At 64.7% G+C, this 14,312-nt stretch carries 16 protein-coding genes; 4 read left to right on the top strand and 12 right to left on the bottom strand.

Features of this window, described 5'->3' with window-relative positions; all coding sequences use genetic code 11:
* Positions 1-23: 23 nt before the first annotated feature.
* From ABIC09_RS08860 to ABIC09_RS08840, 5 genes are read right to left on the bottom strand one after another with little or no spacing between them, the layout of a single operon-like run.
* A complete protein-coding gene (locus ABIC09_RS08860) occupies positions 24-1,331 on the bottom strand; it encodes an adenylate/guanylate cyclase domain-containing protein (protein ID WP_354109029.1) in 1,308 nt (435 codons plus the stop codon).
* A 30-nt stretch (positions 1,332-1,361) separates the two neighbouring features.
* Positions 1,362-2,525: an ABC transporter permease gene (locus tag ABIC09_RS08855; RefSeq protein ID WP_354033313.1), complete on the bottom strand. Its 1,164-nt coding sequence runs from the start codon at positions 2,523-2,525 to the stop codon at positions 1,362-1,364.
* Positions 2,522-3,454, bottom strand: coding sequence for an ABC transporter ATP-binding protein (locus tag ABIC09_RS08850; RefSeq protein WP_354109028.1), 933 nt, complete (start codon positions 3,452-3,454; stop codon positions 2,522-2,524). Before ABIC09_RS08850 ends, ABIC09_RS08855 begins: the two co-directional genes overlap by 4 nt.
* Positions 3,451-4,239, bottom strand: a complete 789-nt coding sequence (locus tag ABIC09_RS08845) for an HlyD family secretion protein (protein ID WP_148751525.1) — start codon at positions 4,237-4,239, stop codon at positions 3,451-3,453. Before ABIC09_RS08845 ends, ABIC09_RS08850 begins: the two co-directional genes overlap by 4 nt.
* Positions 4,236-4,904: a TetR/AcrR family transcriptional regulator gene (locus ABIC09_RS08840; RefSeq protein ID WP_148751524.1), complete on the bottom strand. Its 669-nt coding sequence runs from the start codon at positions 4,902-4,904 to the stop codon at positions 4,236-4,238. The genes ABIC09_RS08845 and ABIC09_RS08840 overlap by 4 nt, the downstream gene beginning before the upstream one ends.
* Before the next feature lie 106 nt (positions 4,905-5,010).
* Here ABIC09_RS08840 and ABIC09_RS08835 point away from each other — a divergent pair, with 106 nt between their 5' ends.
* The 3 genes from ABIC09_RS08835 to ABIC09_RS08825 are packed head-to-tail and all read left to right on the top strand — an operon-like array spanning position 5,011 to position 6,281.
* Entirely contained in the window at positions 5,011-5,346 is a 336-nt protein-coding gene (locus tag ABIC09_RS08835) for an ArsR/SmtB family transcription factor (protein WP_354109027.1), read from the top strand.
* Positions 5,343-5,843: an SRPBCC family protein gene (locus tag ABIC09_RS08830; protein WP_502916411.1), complete on the top strand. Its 501-nt coding sequence runs from the start codon at positions 5,343-5,345 to the stop codon at positions 5,841-5,843. The genes ABIC09_RS08835 and ABIC09_RS08830 overlap by 4 nt, the downstream gene beginning before the upstream one ends.
* A gap of 24 nt (positions 5,844-5,867) precedes the next feature.
* A complete protein-coding gene (locus ABIC09_RS08825; RefSeq protein ID WP_354033311.1) occupies positions 5,868-6,281 on the top strand; it encodes a GFA family protein in 414 nt (137 codons plus the stop codon).
* A 64-nt stretch (positions 6,282-6,345) separates the two neighbouring features.
* On the opposite strand, the gene ABIC09_RS08820 is transcribed toward ABIC09_RS08825, so the two are convergent.
* Complete coding sequence (locus tag ABIC09_RS08820; RefSeq protein WP_354083864.1) at positions 6,346-6,756, bottom strand: DUF2000 family protein; 411 nt, start codon at positions 6,754-6,756, stop codon at positions 6,346-6,348.
* A 200-nt stretch (positions 6,757-6,956) separates the two neighbouring features.
* Here ABIC09_RS08820 and ABIC09_RS08815 point away from each other — a divergent pair, with 200 nt between their 5' ends.
* Positions 6,957-8,789 carry a CYTH and CHAD domain-containing protein gene (locus ABIC09_RS08815; RefSeq protein ID WP_354109026.1) on the top strand — a complete coding sequence of 611 codons (1,833 nt, stop codon included), beginning with the start codon at positions 6,957-6,959 and terminating at the stop codon, positions 8,787-8,789.
* Positions 8,790-8,816: 27 nt separating this feature from the next.
* Here the strand turns inward: ABIC09_RS08815 and ABIC09_RS08810 are convergent, their stop codons facing one another.
* The 6 genes from ABIC09_RS08810 to ABIC09_RS08785 all read right to left on the bottom strand — a co-directional run bounded on the left by ABIC09_RS08810 (position 8,817) and on the right by ABIC09_RS08785 (position 14,279).
* Positions 8,817-9,206: a DUF4189 domain-containing protein gene (locus ABIC09_RS08810; protein ID WP_354033309.1), complete on the bottom strand. Its 390-nt coding sequence runs from the start codon at positions 9,204-9,206 to the stop codon at positions 8,817-8,819.
* Between the two features lie 199 nt (positions 9,207-9,405).
* A complete protein-coding gene (locus ABIC09_RS08805; RefSeq protein ID WP_354109025.1) occupies positions 9,406-11,010 on the bottom strand; it encodes an NTP transferase domain-containing protein in 1,605 nt (534 codons plus the stop codon).
* Complete coding sequence (locus tag ABIC09_RS08800; RefSeq protein WP_354109024.1) at positions 11,007-11,708, bottom strand: XdhC family protein; 702 nt, start codon at positions 11,706-11,708, stop codon at positions 11,007-11,009. The genes ABIC09_RS08805 and ABIC09_RS08800 overlap by 4 nt, the downstream gene beginning before the upstream one ends.
* Before the next feature lie 2 nt (positions 11,709-11,710).
* The gene (locus ABIC09_RS08795) at positions 11,711-12,034 is read right to left on the bottom strand and encodes an XdhC family protein (protein WP_354109023.1); all 324 of its coding nucleotides are present in this window, start codon (positions 12,032-12,034) and stop codon (positions 11,711-11,713) included.
* 11 nt (positions 12,035-12,045) lie between these two features.
* Positions 12,046-13,248 carry a vWA domain-containing protein gene (locus ABIC09_RS08790; RefSeq protein WP_354109022.1) on the bottom strand — a complete coding sequence of 401 codons (1,203 nt, stop codon included), beginning with the start codon at positions 13,246-13,248 and terminating at the stop codon, positions 12,046-12,048.
* A gap of 125 nt (positions 13,249-13,373) precedes the next feature.
* Positions 13,374-14,279 (bottom strand): AAA family ATPase, encoded by a 906-nt coding sequence (locus tag ABIC09_RS08785; protein WP_148751516.1) that lies wholly within the window; start codon positions 14,277-14,279, stop codon positions 13,374-13,376.
* Positions 14,280-14,312 lie beyond the last annotated feature (33 nt).

Raw genomic sequence — 14,312 nt, 5'->3', positions numbered from 1 at the left:
CAAAGAAACGCGAGCAGCGTCCCTCATCCCAGTTGAAACACCGCGACCGGCTGCTCGTAACCGCGCACCGTGACCTCGCCGAGCGCGACCGCATCCTCGCCGTCGTCGCCCAGCGCCTCGCGCACGGACGCCGAGATTAGGAGCTGCGAGCCGAACTCCTTGTTGAGCGCCTCCAGCCGCGAGGCGAAGTTTACGGTGTCGCCGATCACAGTGTATTCCTTGCGCCGGGGCGAGCCGATATTGCCGGCGACGACCTCGCCGAAATGGATGCCGATGCCGATACGCAGCAGCCAGCTCGTCTGCGCATTGATGTGGTCCATCGCGGTCAGCATCTCGCGGCCTGCGGCGACCGCACGATGCGCTGCATCGGACGCCTCCAGCGGCGCGCCGAACAGAGCGAGAAAGCCGTCGCCGAGAAACTTGTTCACGATGCCGCCGTGGCGGTCGAGAACATCGACCAGCACCGCGAAAGCGCCGTCGAGCCGGTCGACGACCTCCTGCGGCGTGCGCGACTGCGCGCCGGCGGTAAAGCCGCGGAAATCGACGAACATCACGGCGACACGGCGAAGATCGCCCGCAGCGCTGGTGCCTTCCGCCATCAGCCGCTCGACCACCTGCGGCGAGACGTGCTGGCCGAACAGATTGGTGACCCGGTCGCGCGCGGTGGCCGCCGCGATGCTCGCGGCAAACTGCCGCCGCAACTGTGCGCCGACTGAGCCCGCCAGCACGCCGCAGACCAGGATCACAAGGCTACGCACGGCGTGGAAATAGATCAGCGGTTCGCCGGCGTCGCTGGCTGAATTGTAATACAGCGCGACGGCCAGCAGCCCGGCTGCGGCGACAAATCCCGTGAAGGTGGACAGCCAGAAATCGAGCCGCAGCGTCGAAAGAATGACGAAGATGAAATAGGCCAACGGCAACACGAAGCCGAGTGCCTGGCTTGCACCCATGCTGCGGATCTGGAGGATCAGGATGAGCGTCGGCAGCGACGTTTCGATTGTTGCACCGATATAGCGCCTGATCACCGGCAGGTCGCGATCGAGCTTGAGATTTCGCCTGATCTGGCCGTGGACCCAGACCTCGAACAGCAGAAAGCCCACCAAAAGCACGTATTCGCGGAATATGCCCTCCGTCCCGCGCCAGATCCGGTTCACGATGGCAGGGTCGATCACGAAAGTTGCCGTGAGCAAGACCATCATGGCCAAGCCGGTGGCGATCAGCGCCTTCACCCGCAACAGCTCGGTGCGCAGCACCTCGCGCGTCAGCTCGCGCTCGAACGCCTCCGACAAGACGGCTTTCTGCCGGGCTTCCCCGCTGACCAAGCTGACCATTCCACCCCCTCGATTCCGGGACAGTCTGCCTCAATCCAGCGTGCGGCGGAAGCGCGTCACGGCGATAGTCATGGCAACCAGCATCAGGATGACGAGCGCGGCCGCATCGAAGCGCAGATTTGGCATAGACGCGCCCTTCAGCATGATGGCGCGAACGATACGCAAGTAATGCGTCAGCGGCAGGCATTCGCCGACATATTGCGCCCAATTCGGCATGCCCGCGAACGGGAACATGAAGCCGGACAGCAGGATGCTCGGCAGGAAGAACATCATCGACATCTGCATGGCCTGGAGCTGGTTCTGCACCAGCGTCGAGATCGTGTAGCCGATCGACAGATTGGTGGTGATGAACAGCGTCGACAGCAGCGCCAGCAGGAACAGATTGCCGAGCACGGGCACGCCGAACAGGAACACGCCGATGCCGATGATCAGGAAGGCCTGGACGAAACCGACCAGCACGTAAGGGATGATCTTGCCGAACATCACCTCGACCGGCTTGATCGGCATCGACAAGAGGCTCTCCATGGTGCCGCGCTCGACCTCTCGCGTCACCGAGAGCGCGGTGAAAATCAGCATGGTCATGGTGAGGATGGTGCCGACCAGGCCCGGCACGATGTTGAGGCTGGAGTTCGCAGCCGGATTGTAGCGGGCGTGCGCGCGGATCTCGAACGGCATTTCCGGGGGATTGCCGATATAGAGATCGTGCGCCAGCGCGGTCTGCACGATCATGCCGAGCGAGCCGAGTGCGGCGCTCGCCGCAACGGGATCGGTGGCATCGGCAGCAACCAGCAGCGCCGGCTTGTCGCCGCGCCGCACCGCGCGCTCGAAACCGCGCGGGATCTCCACGCCGAACAGCACCTTGCCTGACTTCAGGAGGTTGTCGAACTCGTCGACGTCGTGCACCTCGTAGATGAAGCGGTAATAGGCGGTATTCTCCAGCGCCTTCAGGACCGAGCGGGCAAGATCGGAATCCTCCTGGAGCAGCACCGCGCTCGGCAGATTGTGAGGCGTGGTGTTGATGGCATAGCCGAACAGCAGAAGCTGCATCACCGGCAGCATCACGATCATCGCGAACGAGACGCGGTCGCGCCTGAGCTGGATGAACTCCTTGACCAGCATCGCATAGGAGCGCTTCCAGAAGCCGAAGCGCTCGCGGATCTCGTGCGCGGGGGTCGGATGATCGATGGTGCTCATTGGAAATTGTCCTTGGAGCGGCCCATTAGCTCGATGAACACGTCTTCCAGTGACGGCGCCGATTTGTGCCAGCGCAGACCGCTCTTGTCGCGCCACGGCGCGATGCTGGCTTCGAGCGCGGCAACGTCGCGCCCCGAAACATGCAGCGACGTGCCGAACGGTGCCACCATGTCTACCCCGGGCTTGCCGGTGAGCGCGGCCGTGAGGCCGTTCAAATCCTCGCCTGTTACGGTGTAGGTCGTCAGCGCAGATCCCGCGATCACCTCCTCCACCGTGCCGTGGGTCAGCAAATGGCCGTAGGCGATGTAGGCGATCTCGTGGCAGCGCTCGGCCTCGTCCATGTAATGGGTCGAAACCAGCACGGTGAGCCCATCGGCTGCGAGCGCGTGGATCTCGTTCCAGAAATCGCGCCGCGCCTTGGGATCGACGCCGGCCGTCGGCTCGTCCAGCAGCAACAGCTTTGGGCTGGGCAGCGTGCAGGCGCCCAACGCCAGCCGCTGCTTCCAGCCGCCGGAGAGCTCGCCGGCCAGTTGCTCCTCCCGGCCCGAGAGCCCGAGCCGCTTGATCATGTCACGTGCCGCACCGCGTGCGTCGGCGAGGCCATAGAGCCGCGCGACGAATTCGAGATTCTCGCGCACGGACAGGTCCTGGTACAGGCTGAAGCGCTGGGTCATGTAGCCGACCTGGCGCTTGATCTTTTCGGCGTCGCGCAAGATGTCGTAGCCGAGACAGGTACCCTCGCCGCTGTCGGGCGTGAGCAGGCCGCAGAGGATGCGGATGGTCGTGGTCTTGCCCGAACCGTTCGGCCCGAGAAAGCCGTAGATCGAGCCGCGCTTCACCTGCATCGACAGATCGTGCACGACCTCGCGGCCGCCGAACGATTTGGTCAGGCCCTTGACGTCGATCGCGATGTCGTTGCTGGCGTTCATCGCTTTTCCGCCACCGGCGTTTTGGGATTGAGATAGACGTTGATCGGTTGTCCGACGCGCAACGCATCCGGCCGCGAGGGCCGCGCCTGGATCAGATAGACGAGCTTGTTGCGCTCATCGAGGCTATAGATCACCGGCGGGGTGTATTCGGCCGAGGTCGCGATGAAATAGATCTTTGCGGTGAGATCGGCGGCGCAATTGTCGCAGGCGACGCGCACCTCGTCACCGATCGACAGCTTCGGCAATTCCGCCTCCGGCACGAAGAAGCGCAGCTTCATATTGCCGGGCGGCATGATCGACAGCACCGGCCGCTGCGCCGCCACCATCTCGCCCTCGCGAAAGTAGATCTGCTGGATGGTGCCGGCGACCGGCGCAAAGCCCTTGCGCCGCGCCAGCCGCGTCTGCGAGGTCACTACCCGCGCCTGTGCGACCCGCAGATCCGAGACGGCGGAATCGAGCGCGGCTTGCGTGCCGGAGCCGGTCTTGCGCAGGGAATCCGCGCGATCAAACACCTGCTGTGCATTGGCCAGCGTCGCCTTGGTCTGGTTGAGATCGGCAAGCTGGAGATCGTCGTCGACGTCATAAAGGGCGTCGCCGACCTTCACCGCGTCGCCCTCGCGGACGTCGAGCTTCGTCACCCGCCCCGCTTCGTCGGGGCTGACGAAGATCATGTCGGCCTCGACCCAGCCCTGAAAGCCGGGGTCGCGTTTCTCGTTGCAGCCGGCAAGCCCGATGGCGAGCGCGGCGACCAATGCAAATCTGAAAATTCTTTGCGACGACCTCATGTCGTCCTCCGTTCGCCAAAAATCAAATCGAGATGAACGCGCAGCATGTCCTGCGCATCGAGCGGCGCGTGCCGTGCAAACAGGCTCTGCCAGATCACTGCGATCATCGCCGGCGCGACCAGGATCTGCGGATAGTGTGCGAGGTCTCTTTCGCGGATCTCGCCGCGGGCAATGCCAAGCTCGATCAGCGCCCGCATGCCGGCCATCCCGCGCGAGACGACCTCGCGGTAGTAGAAGTCGGCCACCGCAGGGAAGCGCGGCCCTTCGGCCACGATCAGGCGGACGAGATCGCCGCGCCGTGTACCGATCACCTCTTTGAGGAAGTTGCCGGCAAAGGTTTCGATCAGATCGCGCACCGAGCCCGTCGGCGGCGGCAGTGCGTTGAGCCGCGCCACCACTGGCACGATCACGGTGCGCACGAGCTCCTCGAACATCGATTCCTTGTCTTTGAAGTGCAGGTAAATCGTGCCCTTCGCGACGCCTGCGCGCTTGGCAATATCGTCGAGCCGCGTCGCGGCAAACCCGCGTACGATGAACTCCTCCATCGCCGCCTCGACGATGGCCGCGCGCCGCTCCGCCGCGCGTGTGGCGCGGTTCGATGCCGGAGGGGCTTCCCCGTCAGCTTCGGGTTTGCGACTTGCTGCTTTGGTAGACCTATTCGTCATCCTCCATATATGACTGACTAGTCAGTCATAGTCAATCGAGTTTTGGATCCGGGATGGAAAACGAATTAGCATTGACTAATGCATTAGTAATTGCTAATTGATTGATATGATCGAAGCCGCCCCAAATCCTGTCACCGCCGTGATGCGTGCCCTCGCCGATCCGACCCGCCGCGCCGTGCTCGAGCGCGTGTTCGACAGCAAGGAGATCAGCGTCGCCGAGCTGACGCGCGGCAGCGGCGTGACGCAGGGCGCGATCTCGCAGCACCTGAAATCGTTGAAGCAGGCGGGCCTCGTCGCCGAGCGCGCCGAGGGCCGCAACGTCTATTACCGCGCCGCTCCGCAAGGCCTCGAGCCGCTGGTGACCTGGATGGATCATTACGGCGTCTTCTGGCGCGAGCGCTTCCAGAATCTGCGTGACCTCTTGAAGGAGATCGACTCGTGAGTGCAGCCGAGCTGAAAGCCGAGACCCAAGAAAACATTCAAGAAAACATCCAAGAAAACATCCGGGACATCGTCATCGATGAGGTACTCCCTCATGCGCCGGAGACGGTCTGGAAGGTGCTGACCAGTGCGCAACTGATCGCGCGCTGGCTGATGAAGCCGACCGGCTTTGAAGCCGTCGAAGGCAAGGCCTTCACGTTCCAGACCACGCCGGGCGGCAATTGGGACGGCGTCATCCATTGCCGCGTCCTGGAGGTCGTGGCTCACAGACGCCTCGTCTACGCCTGGAAGGGCGGCGATGAGCGCAATACCGGCTACGGCGCCCCGCTCGACACGGTCGTGACGTGGTCCCTCACCCCGGTCGAAGCCGGCACGCGAATCCAGCTGATTCACTCGGGCTTCGTGATGCCAAGGAACGAGAATGCCTACACCGTCATGAGCGGCGGCTGGAAGAAGGTCGTCCGGCAGCTCGACGAGATCAGCGGCGAAGGCAAGTAACAGGACAGCTGAGGAGTGATCACGATGGACAAGCCCTATACCGGCGGCTGCGCCTGCGGCGCGATCCGCTATTCGATCGCCGGCGAGCCCCTGTTCGCGAACCATTGCCAGTGCCGGGACTGCCAGCGTGAAAGCGGCAGCGGCCACGGCTCGTACGCCACGTTCGCGCGCGCCGGTGTCACCGTGACAGGCGAGGCCAGGAGATGGGACATGGTCGGCGACAGCGGCAATGTGAAGACGCGCGGCTTCTGCCCCACATGCGGCCTGGCCGTTTACATGACCTTCGCAGCGATGCCCGACATTTTCACGATCCGCGCCGCGAGCCTCGACGAGCCCGCCCGCTACCAGCCGCAAGCGGTTACTTACGCTGCGCGCGCGTATGCCTGGGATCATCTCGATGCGGGGTTGACGAAGTTCGAGACGATGCCCCCCGGTTAAGACGTTTGGTGCGCTCCCTCTCCCGCTTGCTTGCGGGAGAGGTTTGCGGCTAGCAGCTTCTATCTCAACTATGAAACTTCAATCCATCGACGATCTTGTCGATCACCTTGCGATCGGCGCGCATCGCGATGCCGACGAGATTGAGATCGGCACGCGCAACCGCCTTCACCGCCTCGCGATTGGCGGCATCATGCGCGGTCTTGAACATCTCGTCGGTATAGACCGCCGGCGTAACGTTGCGCGTGAGTGCACGATCGAGTGCACGCGACAACGCCGGACCATCGGCACCATAGATCAGGATCGGCTGGCCGATTAGCGCAAGATATTTCGTCGCCGAGGCGTCCTCATAGGCATCGCCGATGCACTCCGGAAAGGCGGCCGCAACGCCGCTCGTCAGGAACGATGCGACATTGAGCTTCTGCCAGGTCTGGAGGTCGTTGCGAATGACAACGGCAATCTTGGTGTCGAACTGCATGAATTCTCCCAACACACAACCAAGCGCCGGGAAAGAAAAGAAGATTCCTCGTGCGCCCGGCGGCGGACATGAACGTAACCCGGATTGACCCATCGATCACAGCTCGGAAATTTCAATGGAGATGCGACGGCTGCGCTTCTCCCCGCGCGTCAACTCGGGTATATGTCGGCGCCCTGTCACCGAACTGTCATAAAGCGTGCATGTCCGAAACTGGCGCAATCAAGCGAGCCCTCGAACCAGTACAACGGCTTGCGAAAGGCAGCGGTCATCCGATCGCCGAGGAAGGGAAGAAATCCAGCTTCGTTGTTCCCGCCATTGGTAAGGCGCCCGGTTCCGTGCTTCCTGACAACGCATCTTCGCACACCGAGTCTTTGCTGGCTGGCCTCTCCGGTGATGAAGCTCGAGCGAAGACGCCTGCATCGGAACCCCCGCCTTCCCGCGACGCCGGGCCACCCACCACCGAAATCGAACTCAAGCTGATCGTGGCTCCCGATCGCCTCGCGGGTTTCAACGATGCGCCGATCATCGCGACGAATACGCGCAACAAGGGGACGCGCAAGCATCTCAAGGCCGTGTATTATGACACGCCCAAGCGCGCGCTCCGGCGCGACGGGTTCAGCTTCAGGGTTCGCCAGAGCGGCGCGCGATTCACGCAGACGGTGAAAGCCGAATTCGGCAACGATCCGCTGCGCCGTGGCGAGTGGGAGGCAGCCGTCCCGTCGATGGCGCCGGACATCGCGCTGGCCATGCCGCTGGTTTCAGACAAGCTGCGAGCCGATCTCGAACGTCACCCGGTCGAGGCCGTCTTCAGCAGCGACGTTCACCGGCATCAGCGCCTCGTCGACTTGCCGTCCGGCACCATCGAGGTCGCCTTCGATCAGGGCTATCTGACATCCGGCGATCGCTCGCTGCCGGTGAGCGAGATCGAGCTGGAGCTCAAGAGCGGTAGCCCGTCCGCCATCTGGGAGTTGGCGCTGCGGCTCGCCGAGCATGGTTCCGTGAAACCTTCGATCCGGACCAAATCGGCGCGGGGCTTTGACCTCGCGGCCGATACACCGCCGCGGGCACCGAAGCCGCCGAAGCTTCGTCTCGATCCATCGACATCGCTCGATGAGGCATTTTCCGAGATTCTGCGGTCCTGTCTTTTGCATCTGCTGCAGTCGTTGCCCGCCGCCGAGGACGGGCGCGATCCCGAGGGAATGCATCAGCTTCGCGTCGCGCTACGGCGCCTGCGATCGGCGCTCGACCTGATGCGGTCGGTGGTGTCGTTGAACAAGCTCGACCTGCTGCGCGCCGAGGCGAAGTGGCTTGCGGGGAGTCTCTCCGGCGCACGCGATTGGGACGTGTTTCGGCAGGACACGTTGCGGACCGTCGCGGATGGCTGTCCGTCGGTCGCCGGCTTCGACATGCTGGGTGAGCTCGCCGACGAGCGTCGCGCGGCCTGTTACGACAAGGCCCGCCTCGCCCTCGCCGACCGGCGATGTCAGTATTTCGTCATTAGGCTCGGCGCCTGGATCGAAGCACGTGGCTGGCGCATCGAGGTTGCTCCCGAAGGTCTGGCGCAACTGGCGGAGCCGGCGATCAATTTTGCACGAAACATCCTGTCGGCACAGCATGCGAAGGTGCTGAAGCGCGGCCGTCGCTTCAAGTCGCTGCCGATGGAGGAACGGCACCGGGTCCGTCTCGCCGCGAAGAAGTTACGCTACATCGCCGATTTTCTGCTCCCGCTTTGCGGGCAACGCAAATCCGCGCGGCGCTTCGCGCGCAGGCTCGCCGACCTCCAACAGGAGCTCGGGGTCTACAACGACATGGCGACGACGACATCGCTGCTTGCGGACGTCGACGCGGGCTCGACCGGCATCGGCATGGCGGCGGCGGCGATCGCCGGCTGGCAGGCCCATGCCATGGTCGGCATCGAAGCGCGCCTGCTCAAGGCCTGGTCGGAATTCACGCGGGCCAAGGTGCCCTGGTCGGTGGATGCGCAGGAGCAATCGGCAAAACCGGTGCAAACCAACGCGGGCTGGCTGCGCTAGCCCTTGATGGCTGCGCTTAGCCCGTGCTCAACCCTTGGCGTCGCAGGCCCAGGCGCGGATCACGCATTCCTTGCCGCCATATTTGTAGCATTCGCGCGTGGCGGCATTGAGCGTGGCTGAGATCTTCGGCTTCACGGCGTAGCCATAGGCGCCGCAGGGATTGGCCATGTCGACCGACATCGCCGCACAGGCGCGCTTCATCGTCACCGTCGTGCAGTCGCCCTTGCACTGCTTTTGTGCCGCGGCACGCGCCTCGTGCTCGACACCATAATCATAGGCCTGGCCAAAGGCGCCGCACTTGCCGACGGCAAACGCGCCGGCGGCATGGGCTTCGGTGATATGACGGGCACCGGCGACACAAACCGACAGCGCAAAGAAAAACATCGCGCAGCGGCGCGCGACGACGTTCGAAACCATGGAAAAGCCCCTCCCCCCAAGGCAGGTGCGGAGGACTCTAAGCGGCGGACCGTTTCCAGATGGTGAACGAGTGGTCGAAACGGGACGATTGCGAGGTGCCGTAGGGTGGGCAAAGCGTAGTGTGCCCACCAATTCAACGGCTCAGCGCGGAGGGATGGTGGGCACGGCGCGGCGCGCCTTTGCCCACCCTACTGCACCGTCATCCCCGTCTTGCTGCCTCCAGCGCCTGCGGCGTGTCGATGTCGAGGAAGGCGCCCTCGCCGTCGACGGGCACCTCGGTCACTGCTTCGGAGTGCTTGGCAATCAAATGCCGCGCGCCGACGTCGCCGTCGAGCGTCATCAGCTCCCCAAAGAAGCGGCGCGACCACAGCACGGGATTGCCGCGGCGGCCGTCGCTGACGGGCACGACGATGAGATTGCCGCGGTCCGGCGCAAAGCCGTCGATGAGACGGTCGATCAGGCCGGCGTCGATCAGTGGCATGTCGCCGAGGCAGACCACGGCGCCGTCGCTCGCGTCAGACACGGCCGCGATACCGGCCTTGACCGAGCTCGCAATGCCACCGGCGAAATCCGGATTCCTGGCGAAACGCACCTTCAGGCCCTCGAGCGCCTGCTCGACCAGCTCGGTCTGATGGCCGGTGACGACGATCACCTCGGATGCTCTCGAGGCCAGCGCCTGCTCGGTTGCGATCCGCACCACCTTCTTGCCGTCGAGCTCGGCCAGCAGCTTGTTCGGCCCGCCCATGCGGGTCGAGCGCCCGGCGGCGAGCATGATGGCGGCGACCCGGCTGTTGCGCTCGATCTCCGGCTTGGCGCGCGGCTGCGGCCGAGTCACGATCTCCATCAGGAGGCCGCCGACGCCCATGCCCATCAGCTCGGAGCGCGTCACCTTGATGCCGGCGAGCAGTCGCATCAGCACCCAGTCAAAACCGTTCTCGACCGGCGAACGTGCGCAGCCCGGCGCTCCCAGCACCGGCACGCTGCCGGCGCGCGCGATCAGAAGCAGATTGCCGGGATCGACCGGCATGCCGAAATGCTCGATCTCGCCGCCGATCTCGGTGACCGCGGCCGGGATCACGTCGCGGCGGTCGGCGATCGCCGACGCGCCGAACACGATCACGAGCTCGGCGCCGAGGGCGAGCAATTCCTTGATTGCCGCCGACAGCGCGCGCTCGTCATGCTGCACGCGACGCTCGGCAATGATGCCGGCGCCGGCCGGCGCGAGGCGCTCGGCGGTGACGCGCAGCGTCTTGTCGACCACTTTGGAGGACAAGCCCGGCAACAGAGTCGAGACCACGCCAACGCGCTTGATGACGTAGGGCGCGATTTTCAGCACGTCCTTGCCGGCGGCCTTCACCGCGGCATCGCGCAAGTCTCCTTCAACGCCGAACGGGATGATCTTGACGGTGCCGACCATCTCGCCTTCGACCACCGGCTTGTAGGCAGCGAGCGTGGCGAAGGTGATGGCCTCGTCGATATTGTTGATGCGGTCGACTGCGGCGCGGTCGATCACCAGCAGACCCGGGCGCGCGGCGAACAAATTGGCGCGGCCGGTGAAGGCGCGCTCGACATGAATGCCCTCGCCGCCGATCGCGAGCGCAATGCTGGCGGCCGCGACGTCCTCGGTGACGTCGCCCTCCTCCATCCGGACCACCACGACGTCCTTGATGCCGGCGCGCGTCAGCGCCTCAACCTCGGCGGGCCCGATCGTCGTGCCCTTCTTCAGCACCAGCGGACCCTGGCGCAGGGTGTGAACGGTCACCCCGCCGATCGCTTCCCTGGGGCTCGCCGGACCGAACTTCATGCCGCTTCTTCTTTTTCTTTTGGCGGCAGCCGGAGCACCGCGGTGATCTCGGCCATGATCGACACCGCGATCTCGGACGGCGAGACCGCGCCGATCGCAAGCCCAATGGGCGCGTGGATGCGCGCGATGTCGGTGTCCCTGGCGCCCTGCGCCCGCAGCCGGTCGCCGCGCTTGGCGTGCGTCTTCCGCGAGCCGAGCGCGCCGATATAGAAGCAGTTGCGCTCGAACGCGTGCAGCAGTGCTGGGTCGTCGATCTTCGGATCGTGCGTCACCGCGACGAAGGCGGTGTAGGCATCGACGTTGAGCGGCGGCAGCGCCGTATCCGGCCACTCCGCGACCAGGGGAATATCGGGGAAGCGCTCGGGGCTCGCAAAGGCGGTGCGCGGATCGACCACGGTGACGTCGTAGCCGAGCGAGCGCGCCAGCGGCGCCAGCGCCTGGCTGATATGGACCGCGCCGACGATGACGAGCTTTGCGGTCGGCGCGTAGACGTTGAGGAACAGCTTCTTGCCGCCGGCCTCGACGTTGGCGCTTTTGCCCATGCGAAGCTGCTTGTCCAGCTCGGCGCGCAGCGGATCCTTGGCGAAATCCGCTGATTTCACCAGGCGCTGCTCGCCGCTTTCGGTGTCGGTCACCAAAATCACCGGCCGGCGCGCGGCGCGCTCGGCATTGAGTTCGTGCAGGATTGCGAGCTTCACGGCTAGCCGACCTTCTCGACGAAGACGCGAATAGTGCCGCCGCAGGACAGACCGACATTCCAGGCGGTCTCGTCGGCGACGCCGAACTCGAGCATCCTGGGCTTGCCGCTCTCGATCACGTCCATGGCTTCGGTGACCACGGCGCCTTCGACGCAGCCGCCGGAGACCGAGCCGAGAAACGTGCCTTGGTCGTTGATGACGAGGCTCGAGCCCGCCGGGCGCGGGGCCGAGCCCCAGGTCTCGACCACGGTTGCCAGCGCGACGCCACGGCCGGCCTTCTGCCAGTCCTCCGCCGCCTTCAGAATATCCTCGTCGCGATCGAGCATGGCTTTGCCTCTCAGGCTGCGGGGCGGATCAGGCTGCGGTGATGCGGCGGCAGCGGCCGGGACAGCGTGGTGATCAGCTCCTGGATAGAGCTCAAATTATGCACGGGACGAAATTCGTCAACGTGCGGGAGCATCATTTTGATGCCCTGGGCCTTGGCCTCGAAGCCGCCGAACCGCAGCAGCGGGTTCAGCCAGATCAGCCGCCGGCAGGACCGGTGCAGCCGGTCCATCTCGAAGGCCAGCCTGGAATCGGCCTCCCGCTCCAGCCCATCAGAGATCAAGAGCACGATGGCGCCCTGGCTCAGCACCCGCCGCGCCCACAATTTGTTGAAGTTGTGCAGCGAGGCCGAGATCCGCGTGCCGCCGGCCCAGTCCTCGACTGCCGCCGAGCAGCTTGCCAGCGCCTCGTCGGGATCGCGCTGGCGTAACGCGCGTGTCACATTGGTGAGCCGCGTCCCGAACAGGAACACCGAGACGCGCTTGCGCGCGTCGCCGACGGCATGCAGGAAATGCAGGAACAGGCGGGTATACTCGCTCATCGATCCCGAGATATCGAGCAGCGCCACGATCGGGGCCGGCTTCTCGATCCGCCCGAGGCGATGGAGGTCGATGATATCGCCGCCGGTGCGTAACGACGCGCGCAGCGTCCGGCGCATGTCGAGCCGCAGGCCGCGCGGATCGGGCTGGTGCCGGCGCGTCAACAGCTCCGCCTGCGGCAGCCGCATCATCTCGATGGCACGGAGCGCCTCGACGATCTCGGCTGCGCTCATCTGCGCAAAATCCTTCTTCTGAAGGATCTCCTTGTCGGAGACCGACAGGCGCAGATCCTGCTCCTGGTGTTGCTGCGTCTCCGTCATCCGCGGCTGCGACATCGCCTCCTGGACGCGGCGCGAGGCGGCCGGCGGCTTCTTCTTGGCGCCATCCGGCAGCGGCACCGAATCCAGCAAGTGCTTCCACTCTTCGGAGGCGCGGAAGAACAGGTTGAAGGCCTGCTTGAAGATCAGCGCATGCTCGTGGCGCTTGACGAAGATCGCCTCCAGCGTGGTGAAGACGTCGGCGCGGCTGCCGATGTCGATCACCTGCAGCGCGTTCATGGCATCGATCACCGCGCCCGGACCAACCGGCATGCCGGTCGCCCGCAGCGCACGCGCAAAGCCGACGATATTGTCGGCGAACTGCTCGGTCTGCTCAGGCGCGAGGTGGTTGATGGCCATGGTCTGCTGTGTCCCTGCCGTCATTCCGGGGCGATGCGCAGCATCGAACCCGGAATCCATTCATCCGCCGTCACCGCTGCACCATGGATTCCGGGTTCGCGCCACGCGCGCCCCGGAATGACGAGCTAGTCGCTCGTCGCTTCCTTCAGCACCTTCTGCAGGGTGTCGCCCTGCATCCGCGTGATGTCGTCCTGGTATTTGAGCAGCGCGCCCAACGTGTCTCCGACCACTTGCGGGGTCAGCGAGCGGGCGTCGAGCTCGGACAGCGCGGTGGCCCAGTCGATGGTCTCGGCGACACCAGGCGACTTGTAGAAGTCCTGGTTGCGCAGCGCCTGCACAAAGCGCACGACCTGCTGCGACAGCTTTGCCGAGATGCCCGGCACGCGCGACTTGACGATCGCGAGCTCGCGATCGGCGGCGGGATAATCGACCCAGTGATAGAGACAGCGCCGCTTCAGCGCGTCGTGAATCTCGCGGGTGCGGTTGGAGGTGATGATGACGATCGGCGGATGCGGCGCCTTCACGGTGCCGAATTCGGGGATCGTCACCTGGAAGTCGCTGAGGATTTCCAGGAGATAGGCTTCGAATGCTTCGTCGGCACGGTCGAGCTCGTCGATCAGCAGCACCGGCGGACCGGCGACGTCGGGCTCCAGCGCCTGCAGCAGCGGCCGCTTGATCATGTAGCGGTCGGCAAAAATATCGCTCGAGAGCTGATCGCGATCGGTATCGCCAGCGGCTTCCGCCATCCGGATCGCGATCATCTGCGCGGCGCTGTTCCACTCATAGACCGCCGAGGAGACGTCGAGGCCTTCGTAGCACTGCAGGCGAATCAGCTTCCGCCCCAGCGCCGCCGACAGCACCTTTGCGATCTCGGTCTTGCCGACACCGGCCTCGCCTTCGAGAAACAGCGGCCGCCCCATGCGCAGCGAGAGATACGTCACCGTCGCCAGCGACCGCTCGGCGAGATAGCCGCGCGAGGTCAAAAGTTCGAGCATCGCATCGACCGATGCCGGCAAGGTCGCTGAAGTCATGAAAGAGCCAGTCTCGCTACGCCCTTACAAGGG

It is taken from the genome of Bradyrhizobium sp. S3.12.5 (assembly GCF_040548225.1).
GTDB lineage: Bacteria > Pseudomonadota > Alphaproteobacteria > Rhizobiales > Xanthobacteraceae > Bradyrhizobium > Bradyrhizobium cytisi.
This window is presented reverse-complemented; position numbering and strand designations above follow the sequence as displayed.

Bases quoted from the DNA above. Each gene is read 5' to 3' on its own strand.
- ABIC09_RS08860 (WP_354109029.1), bottom strand. From the start codon at position 1,331: ATGGTCAGCTTGGTCAGCGGGGAAGCCCGGCAGAAAGCCGTCTTGTCG.
- ABIC09_RS08855 (WP_354033313.1), bottom strand. From the start codon at position 2,525: ATGAGCACCATCGATCATCCGACCCCCGCGCACGAGATCCGCGAGCGC.
- ABIC09_RS08850 (WP_354109028.1), bottom strand. From the start codon at position 3,454: ATGAACGCCAGCAACGACATCGCGATCGACGTCAAGGGCCTGACCAAA.
- ABIC09_RS08845 (WP_148751525.1), bottom strand. From the start codon at position 4,239: ATGAGGTCGTCGCAAAGAATTTTCAGATTTGCATTGGTCGCCGCGCTC.
- ABIC09_RS08840 (WP_148751524.1), bottom strand. From the start codon at position 4,904: ATGACGAATAGGTCTACCAAAGCAGCAAGTCGCAAACCCGAAGCTGAC.
- ABIC09_RS08835 (WP_354109027.1), top strand. From the start codon at position 5,011: ATGATCGAAGCCGCCCCAAATCCTGTCACCGCCGTGATGCGTGCCCTC.
- ABIC09_RS08825 (WP_354033311.1), top strand. From the start codon at position 5,868: ATGGACAAGCCCTATACCGGCGGCTGCGCCTGCGGCGCGATCCGCTAT.
- ABIC09_RS08820 (WP_354083864.1), bottom strand. From the start codon at position 6,756: ATGCAGTTCGACACCAAGATTGCCGTTGTCATTCGCAACGACCTCCAG.
- ABIC09_RS08815 (WP_354109026.1), top strand. From the start codon at position 6,957: ATGTCCGAAACTGGCGCAATCAAGCGAGCCCTCGAACCAGTACAACGG.
- ABIC09_RS08810 (WP_354033309.1), bottom strand. From the start codon at position 9,206: ATGGTTTCGAACGTCGTCGCGCGCCGCTGCGCGATGTTTTTCTTTGCG.
- ABIC09_RS08805 (WP_354109025.1), bottom strand. From the start codon at position 11,010: ATGAAGTTCGGTCCGGCGAGCCCCAGGGAAGCGATCGGCGGGGTGACC.
- ABIC09_RS08795 (WP_354109023.1), bottom strand. From the start codon at position 12,034: ATGCTCGATCGCGACGAGGATATTCTGAAGGCGGCGGAGGACTGGCAG.
- ABIC09_RS08790 (WP_354109022.1), bottom strand. From the start codon at position 13,248: ATGGCCATCAACCACCTCGCGCCTGAGCAGACCGAGCAGTTCGCCGAC.
- ABIC09_RS08785 (WP_148751516.1), bottom strand. From the start codon at position 14,279: ATGACTTCAGCGACCTTGCCGGCATCGGTCGATGCGATGCTCGAACTT.